Genomic DNA, 17,840 nt, shown 5'->3' on the forward strand with positions numbered 1-17,840 from the left:
GCCGACCAGGGCGCCGCTGCCCATGCTGACCACGCCGACGGCCGGGTCGGCGCTGGCCCGGACGAAGCCGCCGGCGTAGCCGTCGTCGGCGGCGGTGCGGGCGCCCAGGTAGAGGCCCCAGTTGAGGTAGAGGTCCCGCACGCCGCCGTGGCCGTCGGGGAACGGTTCGGCGGCGGGGCGCACCCGGTGCTGGAGCACGTAGGGGCCGTTCATCGCCGAGGTGACCCTGCTCTCCCACTCCGCCGGGTCCGTCTCCCAGCCGGCGGTGATGCCGTGGCCGCCGTGCAGCAGTGTCGGCTTGAGGATCAGCTCGTCCCGGTGGGCCAGGGCGTGGGCGACCAGGTCGACGCGGGTGCCGCCGGGGTCGGTGGCGTGCGGGCGGACGTAGCGCGTCCACGGCAACAGCCGGTCGACACAGGCGAGTTCGTCGGCGTCGAAGAGGTCGCGGTGCTGCTCGTCGGAGAGCATCGCCAGGGTGCCCTTGTTGCCGTACAGTTCGGCGTCCAGCCGGCTGAACAGGCCGGCCTTGCCCTGTTCGACCGCGGTCAGCAGCGGCTCCAGCTGGGCCGCCGAGGCGGGGTCGGTGAGGTCCTCGGGCAGGAAGTAGCGGAACACCACGTCGACGGCCCGGCCGGCGACGGTCGGGCGGCCGTCGGGGTAGGTGAACTCGCCGAGGTCGCAGGCGATCCCCTCGACTCCGTGGTCGGCGAGCTTCGCGGCGAGCACGCCCAGCCGGGGGCCGACGACGGCGAAGTTCTCCACCGTGTCCACCACGGCGACGACGGGTGCCCGGCCGGCGGGGATGTTCGCGGCGCACTCGGCCCGCATGGTCCGCACCATGTGGCCCACCGTGTCCTGGTAGCCGAGCCCGTGCCGCCGGACGAACTCCTCCAGCGGCGGGTACTCCAGCATCGCCCGGTTGATGTCGGCGTTCTCGAAGCCGCCGAGCGCGCTGGTGAGGTTGAACTCCAGGAGCTTGAACCCCGTGCCGTCGTGGTAGAGGTCGGCCCGCCCCAGCGGGTGGAGCGTCCCGGTCCGCGCGCTGCGGGTGATCAGCGCCGACTGGAGGGGGTCGAGGCCGACCGCCGTCGCCAGCTCGGTGATGCTGCCGCCGAACAGGCGCTCCGGCAGCGAGCGCAGCAGCCCGTAGACGGTGTGGAGGTCCTCGACGACGGTGCGGCGCTCGGTCCCGCCGAGGAAGGCGGGGCCGTGCAGGAACCGGTCCTGGTACGCGAGCGTGAGGGTGGCCGACGCCCGGGCGGCGGCCGTGGGGTGGTGGCCGTCCACCGGCCCGCCGCCCGTCGACGCGTGCCGCTCCGCGAGTTGCTCCCCGTACGCGTGGCTGAGCCGCGATCTGGGCGGGCTGGGCCGGCTCGTGGTCGTCATCGCATGTCCTGTTTCGCTAGTGGGTGGTGCCGGGTGAGCGCGGCCGCGCGCTCAGTTCGTCCCGGCGGGCGACGCGGCCTGCTCGGCGCGGGTGATCCAGTGGCGGCGGGCGCCCGCGAGGAGCGCCACCGCGACGAGCGCCATGGCGGCGGCGCCGACGCCGAACACGGCGCGGGTGCCGATCTCGGCGGCGAGGATGCCGCCCGCCGCCGCGCCGAGGGGCAGTCCGCCCCAGGAGACCAGCCGGTAGACGCTGTTCGCCCGCCCGAGCAGGTGCTGCGGCACCAGGGTCTGCCGCAGGACGACCACGACGACGTTCCACGTCACCGTCCCGCAGGCGAAGATCGTGAGGGCCGCGCCGGCCGCGTACACCGAGGGCACGGTGGCCAGCACCGTCTCGCTGACGGTGATCAGGACCGCGGTGGCGACCAACGCCCCCTCCCGGCCGAGGCGTTGCGTCAGGGCTGGGGCGAACCGTGAGGCCAGGACGGCTCCGACGGCCTGGCAGGCGAGCAGGACGCCGTAGCCGAAGGCGCCGAGGTGCAGTTCCCTCCCGCTGTACACCACGAGCACGGCGAGCATCGCGTTGCCGGCGAGGTTGATGAAGCAGGACACCAGGGCGAGGCTGCGCAGCAGCTGGTGCGAGAACAGCCACTTGGCGCCGGCCATCATCTCCGACATCACGCCGGCCCGGTCGGCTCCGCGCTCGATCGGCCGGGTGTGCCGGATCCGGCTGACGAGGACGGCGGAGCACAGGAAGGTGGCCGCGTCCACGCCGAAGGGCAGGGCCACCGCCACGCCGAAGATCAGCGCGCCGAGGAGCGGGCCGATGAAGCCGGTGCCCGCCTCCTGCGCGCCCATGATGCGGGCGTTGGCGATGGAGAGCCCGGCCTTCGGGGTGATGAACGGGACGAGCACCTGCGCGGCGTTGCGGCTGAGGACCTCGCCGGTGCCGAGCAGGAACATGCACCCGTAGAGCAGGGGCAGTCCGGCCCAGCCGCCGAGGATTCCGACGGTGAGCGTCGCGAGCAGGGCGGCCCGGACGATGTCGACGCGCACCATCATCTTCCGGATGTCGACGCGGTCGGCCAGCAGGCCCGCCGGGATGCCGAACAGCACGAACGGCGCGGTGAAGGCGACCGACGCCGCGCCGATCAGCCGGGGGTCGTCGGTCAGCTGGGCCGCCAGCAGGGGGCTGGCGGCGATCGTGGCGCCGTCACCGAGCGAGGAGACCGCGGCGGACCACCAGAGCCGTGAGAAGTCACTGCCCAGGCGCAGCGGTTGCGAGCCGGCCTCTTCCATTGTCGATGCGCTCATGACAGCGCGCGGCAGTAGGGCCGACAGTCCATGGGTTCCCCTCCGAAAGGTGCCGCTCCGTCATTGACGCCCCATCAAGGCGTCGCCGAACGACGAGGCCCGCGTGGTCAGGAGCATGCGGAAACCGACAATAGTCGGCGTCCGCGAAAGCGTCGAGAGAAAGATTGCCGGCATCGCCCGGACCGGCCGGACGTATCCGAAGGAGATCGAAATCCCTGCCGCCGAACAGGTCCGTGAACTGCCGTCTTCTGATATGTTCGCCGCCGCTGGGCCTGAATCGGTAGCAGCCGATGGGCATGCATGGGAGGGCATGCCTACGACCGGGCTTCCACACCGCGTCAAGACCCCCTGGGTCGTGCCTGTGCGCGACCGATCCGGCGCGACGACCAGCGGTCGCGTGGTCTTGAGTGTCCGCGTTCTCGGAACGCGTGACCACGCATCGACTTCCTCACGCTTCGCCTCGCGGTGGTCCGCCGGCAGTGCCTGCCGTCGACCGCGCCGGAGGCTGCGTGAACGAACCATGTCGACACACGGTCCGGGGCCCACCACGTCCCGGCGAGTCTCCTGAGTATCTGCAGTCAGGGCTGCCGCGGAGCAGCCGCGCACATCGAAGGATGAGGGCAACGTTCATGGGTACCTGCGAACCGGATGCGATGAGGCATGCCGGCATCACTCGCCATCACCTCATGCACCATCAGCGAAGCTGCCGCCTCGGGGCCCACGGGGGCAGACCTTGAGTGCCGCGGCGGCTCTGAGGAGCCCCCGTCCGCAGGTCGCCGACCCGGTGACCGTCGCCGTCATCGGGACCGGGGCGATCGGCCGGGACCTGGTGAGCAAGATCGACCGCTCCCCCGCGCTGGAGTGCCTGCTGGTGGCCGGACGCAATCCGGAGTCGGCGGGCCTGCGGTACGCCGAGGACCTCGGCTACCCCACCACCGCCGGCGGCATCGAGGCCCTCCTCGCCGCCCCCCGCCCGTTCGACGTCGTCTTCGACGCCACCAGCGCCGCGTCCCACCGGGAGCACTGGCGGCTGCTCGAACCGCTCGGGACGCTGGTGATCGACCTGACGCCCAGCAAGGTCGGGCAGATGGTGGCTCCCACCGTGACCGGCGCGTCCACCACCGGACGCAACGTCAATCTGATCAGCTGCGGCGGCCAGGCGTCCGTCCCGGTCGTGCACGCGCTCGCCGCGAGCTTCCCGGTGACGTACTTCGAGGTCGTCTCGACGGTGGCCAGCGAGGTCGCGGGCCGCGCCACCAGGATGAACCTGGACGAGTACGTGGCGACCACCGGTCACGCCGTCACGACGTTCTCCGGCGTGGCCGACGTCAAGGCGATCCTCAACATCAGCCCCGCGGTGCCCCCGGCGACGTTCCGCACGGCCGTCCACGCCCGCATCGCCGGCGCCGACCCGGCGGCGGTGCGCGCGGTGGTCGACCGGGTGGCCGAGCAGGTGCGCTCGTTCGCCCCCGGCTACCGGGTGGTCGCCTGCACCGCGGTCGGGGACCTGGTGACGATCACCGTCGAGGTGACGGCGCACAGCGACGTGCTGCCGCCGTACGCCGGGAACCTCGACATCATCAACTCCGCCGCCGTCATGGTCGCCGAGCAGTACGCCACCCGGCCGGACCGGGCGGCCCGGACGGGGGTGGCCTCGTGAAGCAGGTACTGATCCACGACCCGACGCTGCGGGACGGCCAGCACGCCGTCCGCCACCGGCTCGGCGTCACCGCGCTGCGGCGGTACGCGGAGGCGGCCGACGCCGCGCGCATCCCCGTGGTGGAGGTCGGCCACGGCAACGGGCTGGGCGCCTCCTCGCTCCAGGTCGGGCAGGCCGCGGTGAGCGACGACGAGATGCTGTCGACCGTCCGCGAGGCGCTGCGCACCAGCCGGATGGGCGTCTTCATGCTGCCCGGCTGGGGCACCTCGGAGGACCTCCGGCGGGCGATCGCCCACGGGGTCGACGTCGTCCGCATCGGTGTGCACGCCACCGAGACGTCCCTGGCCGAGCGCCACCTGGGCTTCCTGCGGGACGCCGGCGCCGAGGGCCACTGCGTCCTGATGATGAGTCACATGGCCACGCCCGCCGAACTGGCCGAGCAGGCCGCGCGGGCCGTAGGCTACGGGGCCCAGGCCGTGGGGATCATGGACTCCGCGGGGCACTTCCTCCCGGCGGACGTCACCGCGCGGATCGCCGCGATCGTCGAGGCGGTCGACGGCCTCCCGGTGATCTTCCACGGGCACAACAACCTCGGGATGGCCGTGGCCAACTCGGTGGCCGCCGCCGACGCCGGCGCGCGGATCCTCGACGGCTGCGCCCGGGGCTTCGGCGCCGGCGCCGGCAACACCCAACTCGAAGTTCTGGCACCGGTGCTGGAGCGCAGCGGGTACGCCACCGGGATCGACCTGTACGCGCTGCTCGACGCCGCCGACCTCGCCGAGCGCGAACTGATGCCGGCGCCGCCGGTGACGGCCTCGATGAGCATCGTCAGCGGCCTGGCGGGGGTGTTCTCCGGGTTCAAGCACCGGGTCGTCGAACTCTCCGCGGCCGCCGGCGTGGACCCGCGCGACGTCTTCTTCGAGCTCGGCCGACGACAGGCCATCGCCGGCCAGGAGGACCTGATCGTGGACGTGGTGGCGGAGCTGAGCGGCCGTGGGACCCGTGTCTGACCGTGGCATCCGATCCGACCGTGGCATCTGACGACGTCGAGAAGTTCGAGAAGAAGGGCGGAGAAAGCGACATGGCAGCACCGGAGACCGCGTCCGGGTCGCACCGGACGGCGGGTGTGGACGTCACCCGCATGACGTTCGACCAGTTCCTGGCCGTCGGCCCCGAGGGGCTGTACAAGGCCGACCGTCCCGTGGTGATCAAGCTCCCGGACAGCGTGCAGGGGCTCGGCCGCGACGAAGTGGCCGCGCGGCTGGCCGAGATGACCGTCACCCTGTTCAGCGAGCCGGGCGACAAGAACCACCCGGGCCGCTGGGAGACCCGCGACATCAGGCTCCGCGAGTTCTTCGCGGACGAGCGCCACCTCACCAACACCGGTACCTGGCACCGGGTGGTGTCCAACATCCGCAGCAGCCCGGCCGACGTGAACGCCGTCATCGGCTTCGACGCCGAGGAGTTCTTCGGCTACGGCAACGCCCTGTACGCGGCCAACCTGTGGATCAGCCACCAGGGCGTGTTCACCAAGAACCACTTCGACGAGTTCGAGAACTTCAACATCGCGCTCGAAGGCCGCAAGCGCTTCATCATCGCGCCCCCCGGCGTCCGCGACTACTACCCGCGGTCGATCCTGCGCGGGTACGGCGACAAGTCCCGGGTGTTCGACCTCGACGACGTCGACCTGAAGCGCTACCCGAAGCTGGCGGCCAAGCTCGCCCAGCGCCGCGACTTCGTCCTCGAACCCGGCCACATGCTCTACCTGCCGCTCGGCTGGTGGCACCAGGCCGAGTCGCTGGACGAGATGAACATCAACGTCAATTTCTGGCTCAAGTCCAAGAAGATCCTCCGTAGGCCGCACGTGCTCGGCGTCGCCCTGTACACGTACGCCTACCGGAGGCTCAAGGGCGTCTACAGCTACAAGCCCACCGAGGTGAACTCCTGATGAGCGACCGCAAGTCCATCACCCCCGCCCACCTGTACCGCAACAACGACAAGCTCATCGGCATCGGCAACGCCTTCTGGAACACGTCCTACGAGAACGGGGTCGCCGGTGTCGTCGGCGACCTCCGGGACGGCGTCTTCACGATGGCCGACGGTCACGAGTTCGTGAACTTCACGGTCTGCTCCTACCTGGACCTGGACACCCACCCGAAGGTCATCGACGGCGCGGTCGAGTCGCTGCGCCGCTTCGGCGTGCTGGACCACTGCATCCCGCGCACCCGCGTCCAGACCTCGGTCCTGCTGGAGCTGGAGGAGTCGCTCGGCGAGCTGTTCGGCGCGATGGTGATCAGCGCGCTGTCCACCGCCGCGGCCAGCACCGGCCTGCTCCCGCTGATCGCCTCGGGCCACCTCGGCAACGGCACCCGGCCGCTGATGGTCTTCGACAAGAACGCCCACGTCTCGATGGGCAACGCCAAGCCGGCCTGCGCGGACGAGACCGAGGTGGTGACCAGCAAGCACCACGACCTCGGCTTCCTCGAGGACATGTGCCGCACCTACGAGCGCGTCTGCTACGTGGTCGACGGCTCGGACAGCCTCGGCGGCTACGCGCCCGTCAAGGAGCTGGCCGTCCTCCAGGAGAAGTACAACCTCCTGGTCTTCTACGATGACTCCCACTCGCTGTCCGCGTACGGGGAGCGCGGCATCGGCTACGTCCGCTCGCACGCCCCGATCCTGGACGAGCGGACCATCACCGTGGCGACCCTGACCAAGGGCTTCGGGGCCGGTGGCACGGCGATCCTGCTCGACGGCTACTCCGAGGACACCCGGCGGCTCATCGAGCGCTTCGCCGGCCCGCTGGGCTACTCGCAGAAGATGAACGCCGCCGCGGTCGGCGCGGCGATGGCCTCGGCCGAGATCCACCGCACCGAGGAGCTGGACCGGCTCCAGGCGAAGCTGCGCGCCAACATCTCGCTGTTCGACTCGCTGGTCACCACCGAGCAGGCCGAGGCCACCTTCCCGATCCGCGTCGTGCCGATGACCGACGAGACCGTCGTCGAGGCCGCCAAGAAGGTCTTCGCCGCGGGCTTCTACACCTCGCCGGTGTTCTTCCCGATCGTCGCCCGCGGCACCGCCGGGCTGCGCGTGATGCTGCGGGCCGGCCAGACCGAGGACCAGATCCGCCGGCTCGCCGCCGCGCTGATCCAGGCCGGCGCGCTCCCGGCGGGTGCCGGGCCGCGGCCGGTGGCCAAGTGACCGGCGCGGCCCGGGCGGTACCGCGCAGCATCCTGTACACCCCGGCCCTGTCGCTGGACCGGGTGGTCAAGGCGTGGTCGTACGACGCCGACGTCCACCTGATCGACCTGGAGGACTCCGTCCCGCCGGCCGACAAGCCGGCCGCCCGCGAGGTCTGCCGGGCCGCGCTGGAGAAGGCGCCGCGGCCGGCGAACGTCGCCGTGCGCGTCAACGAGCTCGGCAGCCTCGCGGCGGTGCGGGACGTCCAGATGCTGGCGGACAGCCCGGTGAGGCCCGGCATCGTCCTGATGACGATGGTGACCTCGGCGGAGGAGGTCGACCTGCTGCGCCGGATGCTGGCCTCGGCCGGCGCCCGCCCCGAGGTCTACGTGACGGTGGAGACGGTCGAGTCGGTCAGCCGCGTCGACTCCATCGCGCGCGCCGCGGACGGCCTGGTGTTCGGCTCGGCCGACCTGGCCGCCACGATCGGGGTCGACATCGGCTGGGAGGCGATGCTGGCGGCCCGCCAGGCGATGGCGATGGCCTGCGCCCGGTTCGGGACGGCCTGCGTCGACACCGCCAACTACCGGCTCGCCGAACCGGATGTCCTCACCGAGGAGACCACCCGGGTCCGGGCGCTCGGTTTCCACGGCAAGGCGACGGTCCACCCGCGCGAACTCGACGTGATCAACCGCGTGTTGCGGGCCCGGCCCGACGAACTGGCGCTGGCGCGCCGGGTGGCCGAGGCCGTGGCCGCGGCCGACGGCGGGATCGCCGTCGTGGACGGCAACATGGTCGGGCCGCCGTTCGCCCGGCGGGCGCGTGACACCGTCGCGCGCGAGGACGCCTGGGCTCGCCGGTTCGGCTCCGACGCCGCGAACGACACCGCGACCGACACCGCGACCGACGGCGCGCCCGCGAACGACGACGACGGCGGCGACGCCGGGAAGGGCGGCGAGGCATGACCGCCGCACCCGTCACGGTCGGCGCCGCCGACATGGCCGGCCCGCTGCCGATGACCCGCGTGATCGACGTGCTGGGCGAGATGTTCGTGGACCTGGCCGCCGGCCGGACCACCTCCCCCGCCCGGACCGTCGTCGAGCACGGCGACCAGCGCGTGCTGCTGGTCAGCCCCGCCGTCTGGGAGAAGCGCGGGGTGGGCAGCGTCAAGGTCACCACGCTCACCCCGGACAACCCGGGCCGCGGGCTGCCGCTGATCCACGGCATCGTCGCGCTCACCGACCTGGAGACCGGGCGGATCACCGCCCTGCTGGACGGCGCCGAGCTCACCGCCGTCCGCACCGGCGCGGTCGCCGCCCTGGCGACCCGCTGGTGCACTCCCGAGGACGCCGACGACCTGGCGGTGATCGGCGCGGGCGTGCAGGCGCGCGCGCTGATCCGGGCGGTGTCGGCGGTGCGCCCGATCCGCACTGTCCGGATCCACTCGCGCACCCGGGCCCGCGCCGAGGAGCTCGCGGACTGGGTCCGGGCCACCGCGGCCCGGAGCGTCCACGTGACCGTCCACGACACCGCCGAGGAGGCGGTGGCCGGCGCGCCGATCATCTGCACGGCCACCTCCACCGACGACGCCACCCCGGTGATCGAGGCCGGCTGGGTGGCCGCCGGGGCGCACGTGAACGTGATCGGCGGCACCCACCCGGACGCCGTCGAGCTCGACCCGGCCCTGCTGGCCGAGGCCGTCACCGTCGTCGAGGACCGCACCGCCGCGCTGGACGGCGCGGGCGAGGTGCGGGCCGCGCTGGCCGGCGGCCTGATCGGGGCCGAGGACCTGTACGAGCTGGGCCGGCTGGTGAACGGCGAGATCGCCGTGGCCGGCCGGACCTCGGTCCTGCGCACGGTCGGCATGGCCATCGAGGACACCGCCGCCGCGGTGGCGCTGTTCGAGCGGCACCGGGCGGCCCGGCGGGAAGCGGACGTGCGGGAGGCGGACGGGTCGTCCGCCGACACCGCGCCGACCAGGGAGGGAGTGCCGGATGGGCACGCATGAGGACCTCGGCGCGGTGAACGGCCACCCGTGGTTCGGGACGCACCGGATCGAGCCCGCCGCGCCGGCGGAGACGATCCGGCGGATGCTGCGCCATGAGCTCCGGGACACCGGCTGGCCCTACCAGCCGGTGCTGCCCGCGGCGCCGATGGCGATCCCCCGCGCCTCCTACGCCGAGGTCTTCCGGGTGAGCGTGGCGCTGATCGAGCTGCTGCGCCGCACCGCCCTGGAGACCGGGCGCACCAACGCCGACCGGCTGGCGGCCTACGGCATGCCCGCCGAAGAGGACCGGCTGTGGATCGACGACGCCTTCGTCGAGGAGCGGTACGCCGACAGCGTGGTCCGGCCGGACCTGGTCATCGGGCCGGACGGGCCGCAGTTCCTGGAGTTCAACGTCAGCGGCGCGCTCGGCGGCGTGGTGGAGACGCGGAGCCGCCTGACGGTGTGGAACAGCCTCCACGCCGACCAGGACGGCCGGCTCCCGTACCGCTCCCCGGACCCGCTCGCCGTCCGCGCCGAGATGTTCCGCTCGCTCGCCGCGGACCTGGCGCTGGCGCCGAGGGTGGCCGTCGTCGGCAGCTCCCGGGTGCCCGGTGTGGAGCCGCGGTACTTCGAGATGGAGACCGACTACTACAACAGCCACGGACTGACCGCGCGCTTCTTCGAGCCGGAGGAGCTGCACCGGGCCTGGGACTGCGCGCCGCACCTGCGCCACTCGATCGGGCTGCGGAACTTCACCATCCCGGACTGGGTGGAGGCGGGCATCGACACCGCCCCGGTCCAGGACGCCCTGGACAACGGCTGCGTGCTGGTGGGCACCCAGACGTCGACCTTCCTCCACAGCAAGCTCACCATGGGCCTGCTGTCGGAGGGGCGGCCGTGGATGACCGCGGGCGAGCGCCGGCTCGTCGAGCGGTACCTGCCGTGGACCCGGGTGCTCTCGGAGCGGAGGACCGAACGCGAGGGCCGGCAGGTTGACCTGCTCCCCTTCGTGCTGGCGAACCGGGAGCAGCTGGTGCTCAAGGCCGCCCTCGGGGACTGCGGCAAGCAGGTGGTCCTCGGCCGCGAGACCGACCAGGCCGCGTGGGAGTCCGCCGTCGGCGAGGCGCTCGCGAGCGGCCCCAGCATCGTGCAGCAGTTCGTGCGGCCCCAGGGCTGCAAGGTCTCGCTGATCACCGACGGCTCCGACGAGCCGCAGGACGTCGACGTCGCCCCGGTGCTGGGCCCGCTGGTGTTCGGCGGCCGCCCGGCCGGGCTGTTCTGCCGGTTCTACGGCGACGGCACCGCCGGGATCGTCAACGTCCGCGGGAGCGTCAGCAGTTCCGACAATGTGATGGTGGCGGTATGACGCTTCGTCGGGTGAACGACAACGAGTACGTCGAGGAACACGGCGGGGACTACGAGGACTTCGAGCCCGGCATGGTGATCCGGCACTGGCCGGGCCGCACCCTCTCCGAGGCCGACAACACCTGGCTGACCCTGCTGACCATGAACCAGCACCCGCTCCACTTCGACACCCACTACGGGGCCGGCGCCGAGTACGGGAAGGTGCTGGTCAACAGCGGCATCACGCTGTGCCTGATCGGCGGGATGACGGTGCAGGCACTGTCGGCGCGGGCGGTGGCCAACCTGGGCTGGGACAGGGTCCGGCTGAAGGACCCGGTCTTCGTCGGCGACACCCTCTACGCGACCAGCCGGATCCTCGACAAGCGGCTGTCCCGGTCCCGGCCGGGGCAGGGGATCATCACGGTGGAGACCACGGGCACGAAGTCGACGGGAGAGACCGTCATCGTCTTCGAGCGGTCGTTCATGGTGCGCTGCCGCGAGCAGGCCCCCTCCCCCGGGGACGACCGGCCCGCGCCGGACGCCTGAACCACCGTCAAGCTCCACGTAATTGTTCGATATGACAGGATATTTGGCATGACCAGCGAGAATCAGCCCAAGGCCGGCCACCGGGACACCCCCGTCAGCACCGTGTTCCGGGAGTTCATGGCCTCGGGATGGGCGGCCGACGACCGATCCCCCGCGCCCCGCGCCGAGGTGGCCGATCACGCGGCCCTCCGCCGGGCGGCGCTGTCCCTTCGGTTCCCCGGCGAGCGGCTCGTCGTCCCCGGCGGCGGCCTGAAGGTGCGCAGCAACGACACCGACTTCACCTTCCGCCCGCACACCGCCTTCGCCCACCTGTCCGGGATCGGCTCGGACGCGGAGCCCGACAGCGTCCTCGTGCTGGAGCCCGAGGCCGAGGGCGGACACCGGGCCGTCCTGTACTTCCGCCCGCCGGCCCCTCGGGACACCGAGGAGTTCTACACCGACTCCCGGTACGGGGAGTTCTGGGTCGGCTACCGCCCGACCGTCGCCGACGTCGAGTCGCGGCTCGGCCTCACCGCCCGCCACATCGACGAGCTGGAGGCCGACCTGGCGAAGGGCGACGCGGCCCGGCTGCGCGTCGTGCGCCCGGCCGACCCGAAGCTCACCGAGCTCGTGGACACCCTCCGCACCCAGGCGGGCACCTCCCCGACCGCCGAGGAGCGGCAGGAGGCCGACGCGGAGCTCGCCCGCGAGCTGTCCGGGATGCGGATCGTCAAGGACGCGTGGGAGGTCGGCGAGATGCGCAAGGCGATCGCCGCCACCCACAAGGGCTTCGAGGCGATCATCGCCACCCTGCCGGAGGCCGTCCGCAAGGGCCGCGGCGAGCGCTGGGTCGAGGGCGTCTTCGGCCTGTACGCGCGGCACGAGGGCAACGGGATCGGCTACGAGTCGATCTGCGCGGCCGGCGACCACGCCAACACCATCCACTGGACGAAGAACACCGGCGAGGTCCGCGAGGGCGACCTGATCCTGGTCGACGCCGGGATCGAGATCGACTCGCTGTTCACCGCCGACATCACCCGCACCCTTCCGGTGAGCGGCCGCTTCACGGACGTCCAGCGCAAGATCTACGACGCCGTCCACGCGGCGCAGCGGGCCGGCATGGAGGCGGTGCGGCCCGGCAACAAGTTCAGCGACATCCACGCCGCCGCGAACGAGGTCATCGCCCGGCACCTGCACGAGTGGGGCCTGCTGCCCGAGGGCGTCACCCTGGAGCAGACCCTCGACCCGGAGAACGGCGGCTGGCACCGCCGCTGGATGGTCCACGGCACCTCCCACCACCTGGGCATGGACGTGCACGACTGCCAGCTGCTGCTGCGCGCGGACTACATGGACGGCGAGCTGAAGCCGGGCATGATCGTCACCGTCGAGCCGGGCCTGTACTTCAAGGCGGACGACCTGCTGGCGCCGGAGGAGTTCCGCGGCATCGGCGTGCGCATCGAGGACGACGTGCTGGTGACCGAGGACGGTTACGAGAACCTCTCCGCCGCGATGCCCCGCGGTTCCCACGAGGTGGAGGAGTGGATCGCCCGGGTCTCGGGCGCCTCCGAGAACCGCTGACCACGGCGGAGCCACGGAGACCGAGTCGAGGGGCAGCCCCGGCGGGGCTGCCTCTCGGCATGAGCGGAGGCGTCCGGCGGCTCCGCGCGACCCACCGGGCGGCTGGCCTCCGGTTGACAGGGCTCTCGACGCGAAGGCTACGTTGGGTTGCGGGCCCATCACATCCCGTGATCATCCTGCCCTGCCACCCACTCGCCGCGAGGTAACCGCGCATGACCACCACCCCCACCGGCAACGCCGGCGATCGCGCCCACCGGCAGACCAGCCGGCAGCTGGCACGCGAACTGCTGCTGATCGGTCCGGACGACGAGGACCTGAAGCTGCGCTACCTCGACGTCCTGATCAAGGACGGCATCCCACGGACGGACGAGCCCAAAAAAGTGCTGATCGTCGGCGCGGGCATCGCCGGCCTGGTCGCCGGAAAGCTGCTCAAGGACGCCGGGCACAACGTCACCATCCTGGAGGCCAACGCCAGCCGGGTGGGCGGGCGGATCAAGACCTTCCGCACCACCGACGACGGGACCGACGGGCCGTTCTACGACCCGGAGCAGTACGCCGAGGCCGGGGCGATGCGACTGCCCAGCTTCCATCCGCTCGCCCTGGCGCTGGTCGACCGCCTCGGCCTGAAGCGGCAGTTGTTCTTCAACGTCGACGTCGATCCGGACACCGGGAACCTCGACGCGCCCGTCCCGCCGGTGGTCTACGAGTCCTTCGAGCCCGGCAAGGTCTGGACGTACGGCCAGGACAGCCCGGCCTTCCTCGAACCGGACAAGCGCTTCAACTCCTGGATCCGCACGAACCGGATCCAGGCCCGCCGCAGCGAGTACGCCGCCGACCCGAGCCGCGTCAACGGGGGCTTCCTCCTCACCGGCGACGAGGCGCGGGTCACCGTCGCCGACATGGTCCACGAGGCGCTGGAGCCGGTCCGTGACTACTACTCGGTGGTCAAGGACGGCAAGCGGGAGAACAAGCCGTTCGCCGAGTGGCTGGACGGCTGGGCCCGGGTGATCGACGACTTCGACGGCTACTCGATGGGCCGCTTCCTGCGCGAGTACGCGGGTTTCAGCGACGAGGCCGTCGAGGCGATCGGCACGATCGAGAACATGACCTCGCGGCTGCACCTGGCCTTCTTCCACACCTTCCTGGGCCGCAGCGACATCAACCCGACCGCCACCTACTGGGAGATCGCGGGCGGCAGCTGGAACCTGCCCCACGCCCTCGCCCAGGAGCTCCGGGAGGAGCTGAGGATGGGCGAGCGGATGATCCGGATGGAGTACTGGGACCCGCACCAGGACGGCGGAGGAGGACTCGACGTCGGCCCGAACGGACCGCACGTCGCCGTCCACACCGTCCCCGAGGGCGATCCGGAGGCCAGACCCGAGGTCTGGACGGGCGACTACGCGATCGTCACGGTCCCGTTCTCCGCCCTGCGCTTCGTCCAGGTGGAGCCCCCGTTCTCGTACAAGAAGCGCCGGGCGATCATCGAGACCCACTACGACCAGGCCACCAAGGTGCTGCTGGAGTTCTCCCGCCGCTGGTGGGAGTTCACCGAGGCGGAGTGGAAGACCGAACTCGACTCCATCGTGCCCGGCCTGTACGAGTACTACCAGCGAGTCGGCGAGGAGGACGCCGAAGCGGCCGTGGCGGCGTCCCACAACGGCCACCGGCCGCCGCGCGACGTGCCGGAGGTGCTGCTCGGCGCGCACTCCAGCGTCGACGAGCGGCGGATCAGCCAGGCCCAGCAGGACGTCTACCGCCACACCGCGCTGCTGCGGGCGAGCGTACGCCCCGCCACCAACTGCTTCGGCGGCGGTTCGACCACCGACAACCCGAACCGCTTCATGTACTACCCCTCGCACCCGGTGCCGGGCGGCGACGGCGGCGGCGTGGTGCTGGCCAGCTACAGCTGGTCGGACGACGCGGTGCGCTGGGACTCGATGGAGGACGCCGAGCGCTACGTCTACGCGCTGCGCAACCTCCAGTCGGTGCACGGCCGGCGGATCGAGGTGTTCTACACCGGCTACGGGCAGACCCAGAGCTGGCTGCGCGACCCGTACGCCTTCGGCGAGGCGGCGGTGTACACCCCGCACCAGATGACCAGCTTCCACCTCGACGTGGTCAAGCCGGAGGGCCCGGTGCACTTCGCCGGCGAGCACGTCTCCCTCAAGCACGCCTGGATCGAGGGCGCGGTGGAGACCGCGGTGCGGGCGGCCATCGCCGTCCACGAGGCACCACCGCCGCCGCCCCCGGCCCGGCCGGAGATCCGGCCCGAGACGCGGGCCGGCCGGGAAGGCCGACAGGAGCAGGAGGCGATGAGCCGATGAGCGGCGACGACGAATGGACGGTGGCCCGCTACCTGGCCACCAGGCTGGAACAGCTGGGCATCCGGTACCTGTTCGGGGTGCCGGGCGACTTCCTCGGCCCGTTCCTGACGATCATGCAGGACACCACGGAGGTGCGCTGGATCGGCACCCCGACCGAGATGGGCGGCGGCTACGCGGCGGACGCCTACGCCCGGGTGCGCACCGCCGACGCCGAACCGGGCACGGCCGAGCCGGGCGTCGGCGCCGTCGCGGTGACCTACGGGGTGGGCGCGTTCAGCCTGCTCAACACGATCGGCGGCGCCTACGTCGAGGACGTGCCGCTGATCGCGATCAACGCCGCGCCCTCGTACGAGCAGTGGCTCAACTACCAGGCGGTCGGCCTGCTCACCTCGCACATGAGCCCGCGCCGGGAGAGCAACCTGGACGTCTACCGGCAGGTCACCGTGGACGCGCAGGTGCTCTCCAACCCGGGGCTCGCGCCCTCGCAGATCGACAGCGCGATCACCGCGTGCCTGACCCAGCGCAAGCCGGTCTACCTGGAGGTCATGGAGGACCTCTGGCACGCGCCCTGTGATCCTCCGCAGGGCGAACTCCGCGCTCACGAGCGGCCGTTCACCCAGCGGAACAAGAACATGCTGGACAAGGCCGTCGCGGCGGCGGTGGAGCTGATCGGGAAGTTCGGCACGCCGATCGTCTGGGCCGGCGAGGAACTCGTCCGCCTGCGGCTGGAGAACGAGCTGCTGGAGTTCGTGCAGTTCACCCGGATGCAGTTCTGCACCACGGTCGGCGCGAAGTCCGTGGTGTCCGAACGGCATCCGCTGTTCGCCGGCGTCTACAACGGCAAGGCGAGCCTGCCGGAGGTCCGGAAGGCCTTCAAGAACTCGGGGTGCCGGATCGGCCTGGGCACCTGGTCCACGTCCAAGAACCTCGGCGGCGAGCAGTCCATCGGCGACGACTGGATCGTGGCGGCCCGCGACGGCGTCAGCGTCGGTTCCAGGTACTTCCCCGAGGTCCCGCTCGGTCGGTTCATCACCGCGCTGCGCGAAGGCCTGGCGGGACAGACCTTCCCGGCCGACCACTTCGCGCTGGCCCGCGCGGCGGGCCTGGACGTCCCGGCGACCACGGCCGACTTCCTGGAATCGCTGAGCACCGACCGGTACCCGGAGGAGCTGACGTACGACAGCTTCTTCGAGCACGTCAACTTCTTCCTGGAGCACCGGGCCACCGGCGGCGACCCGCAGGCCCCCTCGCCGTTCACGGTGGTCTCGGACGCCGGGTTCGCGCTGCTCGGCTCGATGAACCTGCGGATCCCCGACCGGGCCGGCTTCCTGGCACAGAACAGCTGGCTGTCCATCGGCTACTCGGTCGGCGCGACCACCGGCGTGGCACTGGGCCGGCAACAGCCCTTGAAGCGCCCGCTGGTGTTCGTCGGGGACGGCTCGTTCCAGGAGATCTGCCAGGAGCTGTCCACCCAGGTCCGCCACCACCTGCGGCCGGTCTTCTTCGTCCTGGACAACGAGGGCTTCTACGGCATCGAGCAGATGCTGGTCAGCCCCTGCTACTACAAGGAGAGGCCGTCCGACGGGGCCGACTTCTACAACGTGCTGCACCCGTGGCGGTACGAGAAGCTGGCCGAGGTGTTCGGTACGGACAAGGACCGGATGCACGGGTTCGAGCTCTCCACCCACGCCGAGCTCGACGCGCTCCTGACGGACATCGCCGACCCCGGCAACGACATCAACCACGCGCCGATCCTCGCCCGCGTCCGGCTCAGCCGGCACGACTACCCGAGGGCGCTCCAGTACAAGATCGACGAGAACTGCCCGTAGCCCCCGTCCACCTGCCCCGCCCTCGGCGGGGCAGGTGTGCGCCGCCGGCCGCGCGAACAACCCTTCGGGGAAATGGGTCAGATGTGCCATTCCGGGATCGATCGGCCGAATCGGGCCACCGCGGCCGCCGGAGCCCCTACTCTCTGATGTCGTGTCCGATACTCATCGTCACGCCGGAGCCGTCCTGCCTCCCGGCGTACTCACCACCAGGTCGCGGAGCCTCCCCGACGGCCTGCCGTTCCACGCGCACGCCGTGGCCCTCGCGGCGCCGGAGGCGGCGGCGCTGGCCGGCCTGCTGCTGGTCCCGCGCTTCACGGCGTTCGTGACCGACCACGTCGGCGAGACGTACAGTCCGCTGCCGTACCTGCTGGCCTTCGAGGGCTTCGACCACATGGAGTGCGGCCACCACCTGCCGGTGGAGCTCCCCGGGGAGCCGGCGGACCGCAAGGGCTGGGCGCTGCGCCGGCGCCGGGACCAGGTGGAGGTCTCCCGCTACCGCAAGAGCCTCTTCCGGGGCCGGCCCGCCTCCTTCCCGGAGCGGGAGGGCGGCGAGGAGTGGTGGAGCCGGGCCGTCGCGCGGCAGGGCAGCGTGGTGGTCCTGATCCCCGACTCGACGCCGGTCGAGACCGACCCGGAGGTGCTCGCCAGGAGCGTCACCGGGTCCTGGGGCGTGCTGCCGGCCAGGAACTTCTGACCGGACGGCCGGGCCT

At 71.8% G+C, this 17,840-nt stretch carries 14 protein-coding genes; 12 read left to right on the plus strand and 2 right to left on the minus strand.

The features are described from left to right. Window positions 1–1,386 (minus strand): hypothetical protein (locus tag ACFRMQ_RS12200; protein WP_380729782.1); only part of this gene is annotated, 1,386 nt, incomplete at its 3' end. A gap of 51 nt (window positions 1,387–1,437) precedes the next feature. Beyond that, window positions 1,438–2,703: an MFS transporter gene (locus ACFRMQ_RS12205; RefSeq protein WP_380729784.1), complete on the minus strand. Its 1,266-nt coding sequence runs from the start codon at window positions 2,701–2,703 to the stop codon at window positions 1,438–1,440. A 733-nt stretch (window positions 2,704–3,436) separates the two neighbouring features. Between ACFRMQ_RS12205 and ACFRMQ_RS12210 the strand changes: the two genes are divergently transcribed. The 12 genes from ACFRMQ_RS12210 (at window position 3,437) to ACFRMQ_RS12265 (ending at window position 17,824) form a co-directional block, all read left to right on the plus strand. After that, entirely contained in the window at window positions 3,437–4,363 is a 927-nt protein-coding gene (locus ACFRMQ_RS12210) for an acetaldehyde dehydrogenase (acetylating) (RefSeq protein ID WP_380729787.1), read from the plus strand. Further along, window positions 4,360–5,373 carry a 4-hydroxy-2-oxovalerate aldolase gene (gene dmpG, locus ACFRMQ_RS12215; RefSeq protein ID WP_380729789.1) on the plus strand — a complete coding sequence of 338 codons (1,014 nt, stop codon included), beginning with the start codon at window positions 4,360–4,362 and terminating at the stop codon, window positions 5,371–5,373. The genes ACFRMQ_RS12210 and dmpG overlap by 4 nt, the downstream gene beginning before the upstream one ends. 71 nt (window positions 5,374–5,444) lie before the next feature. Then, window positions 5,445–6,311: a cupin-like domain-containing protein gene (locus tag ACFRMQ_RS12220; protein ID WP_380729838.1), complete on the plus strand. Its 867-nt coding sequence runs from the start codon at window positions 5,445–5,447 to the stop codon at window positions 6,309–6,311. Beyond that, on the plus strand, window positions 6,311–7,564 hold the full coding sequence (locus ACFRMQ_RS12225; protein WP_380729791.1) for an aminotransferase class I/II-fold pyridoxal phosphate-dependent enzyme: 1,254 nt from the start codon (window positions 6,311–6,313) through the stop codon (window positions 7,562–7,564). Before ACFRMQ_RS12220 ends, ACFRMQ_RS12225 begins: the two co-directional genes overlap by 1 nt. Beyond that, a complete protein-coding gene (locus tag ACFRMQ_RS12230) occupies window positions 7,561–8,508 on the plus strand; it encodes an HpcH/HpaI aldolase/citrate lyase family protein (protein ID WP_380729793.1) in 948 nt (315 codons plus the stop codon). Before ACFRMQ_RS12225 ends, ACFRMQ_RS12230 begins: the two co-directional genes overlap by 4 nt. After that, window positions 8,505–9,551, plus strand: a complete 1,047-nt coding sequence (locus tag ACFRMQ_RS12235) for an ornithine cyclodeaminase family protein (RefSeq protein ID WP_380729795.1) — start codon at window positions 8,505–8,507, stop codon at window positions 9,549–9,551. The genes ACFRMQ_RS12230 and ACFRMQ_RS12235 overlap by 4 nt, the downstream gene beginning before the upstream one ends. Further along, window positions 9,538–10,896 carry a hypothetical protein gene (locus ACFRMQ_RS12240; protein ID WP_380729797.1) on the plus strand — a complete coding sequence of 453 codons (1,359 nt, stop codon included), beginning with the start codon at window positions 9,538–9,540 and terminating at the stop codon, window positions 10,894–10,896. The genes ACFRMQ_RS12235 and ACFRMQ_RS12240 overlap by 14 nt, the downstream gene beginning before the upstream one ends. Then, the gene (locus ACFRMQ_RS12245) at window positions 10,893–11,420 is read left to right on the plus strand and encodes a MaoC family dehydratase (RefSeq protein ID WP_380729799.1); all 528 of its coding nucleotides are present in this window, start codon (window positions 10,893–10,895) and stop codon (window positions 11,418–11,420) included. Before ACFRMQ_RS12240 ends, ACFRMQ_RS12245 begins: the two co-directional genes overlap by 4 nt. 48 nt (window positions 11,421–11,468) lie before the next feature. Then, window positions 11,469–12,977, plus strand: a complete 1,509-nt coding sequence (locus tag ACFRMQ_RS12250; protein WP_380729801.1) for an aminopeptidase P family protein — start codon at window positions 11,469–11,471, stop codon at window positions 12,975–12,977. A gap of 212 nt (window positions 12,978–13,189) precedes the next feature. After that, window positions 13,190–15,301, plus strand: coding sequence for a flavin monoamine oxidase family protein (locus tag ACFRMQ_RS12255; RefSeq protein ID WP_380729803.1), 2,112 nt, complete (start codon window positions 13,190–13,192; stop codon window positions 15,299–15,301). Next, the gene (locus tag ACFRMQ_RS12260; protein WP_380729805.1) at window positions 15,298–17,130 is read left to right on the plus strand and encodes an alpha-keto acid decarboxylase family protein; all 1,833 of its coding nucleotides are present in this window, start codon (window positions 15,298–15,300) and stop codon (window positions 17,128–17,130) included. Before ACFRMQ_RS12255 ends, ACFRMQ_RS12260 begins: the two co-directional genes overlap by 4 nt. 151 nt (window positions 17,131–17,281) lie before the next feature. After that, the gene (locus ACFRMQ_RS12265) at window positions 17,282–17,824 is read left to right on the plus strand and encodes a hypothetical protein (protein WP_380729807.1); all 543 of its coding nucleotides are present in this window, start codon (window positions 17,282–17,284) and stop codon (window positions 17,822–17,824) included. The last annotated feature ends 16 nt before the right edge of the window (window positions 17,825–17,840 follow it).

The organism is Kitasatospora sp. NPDC056783 (assembly GCF_042789895.1).
Taxonomy (GTDB): Bacteria; Actinomycetota; Actinomycetes; order Streptomycetales; family Streptomycetaceae; genus Kitasatospora.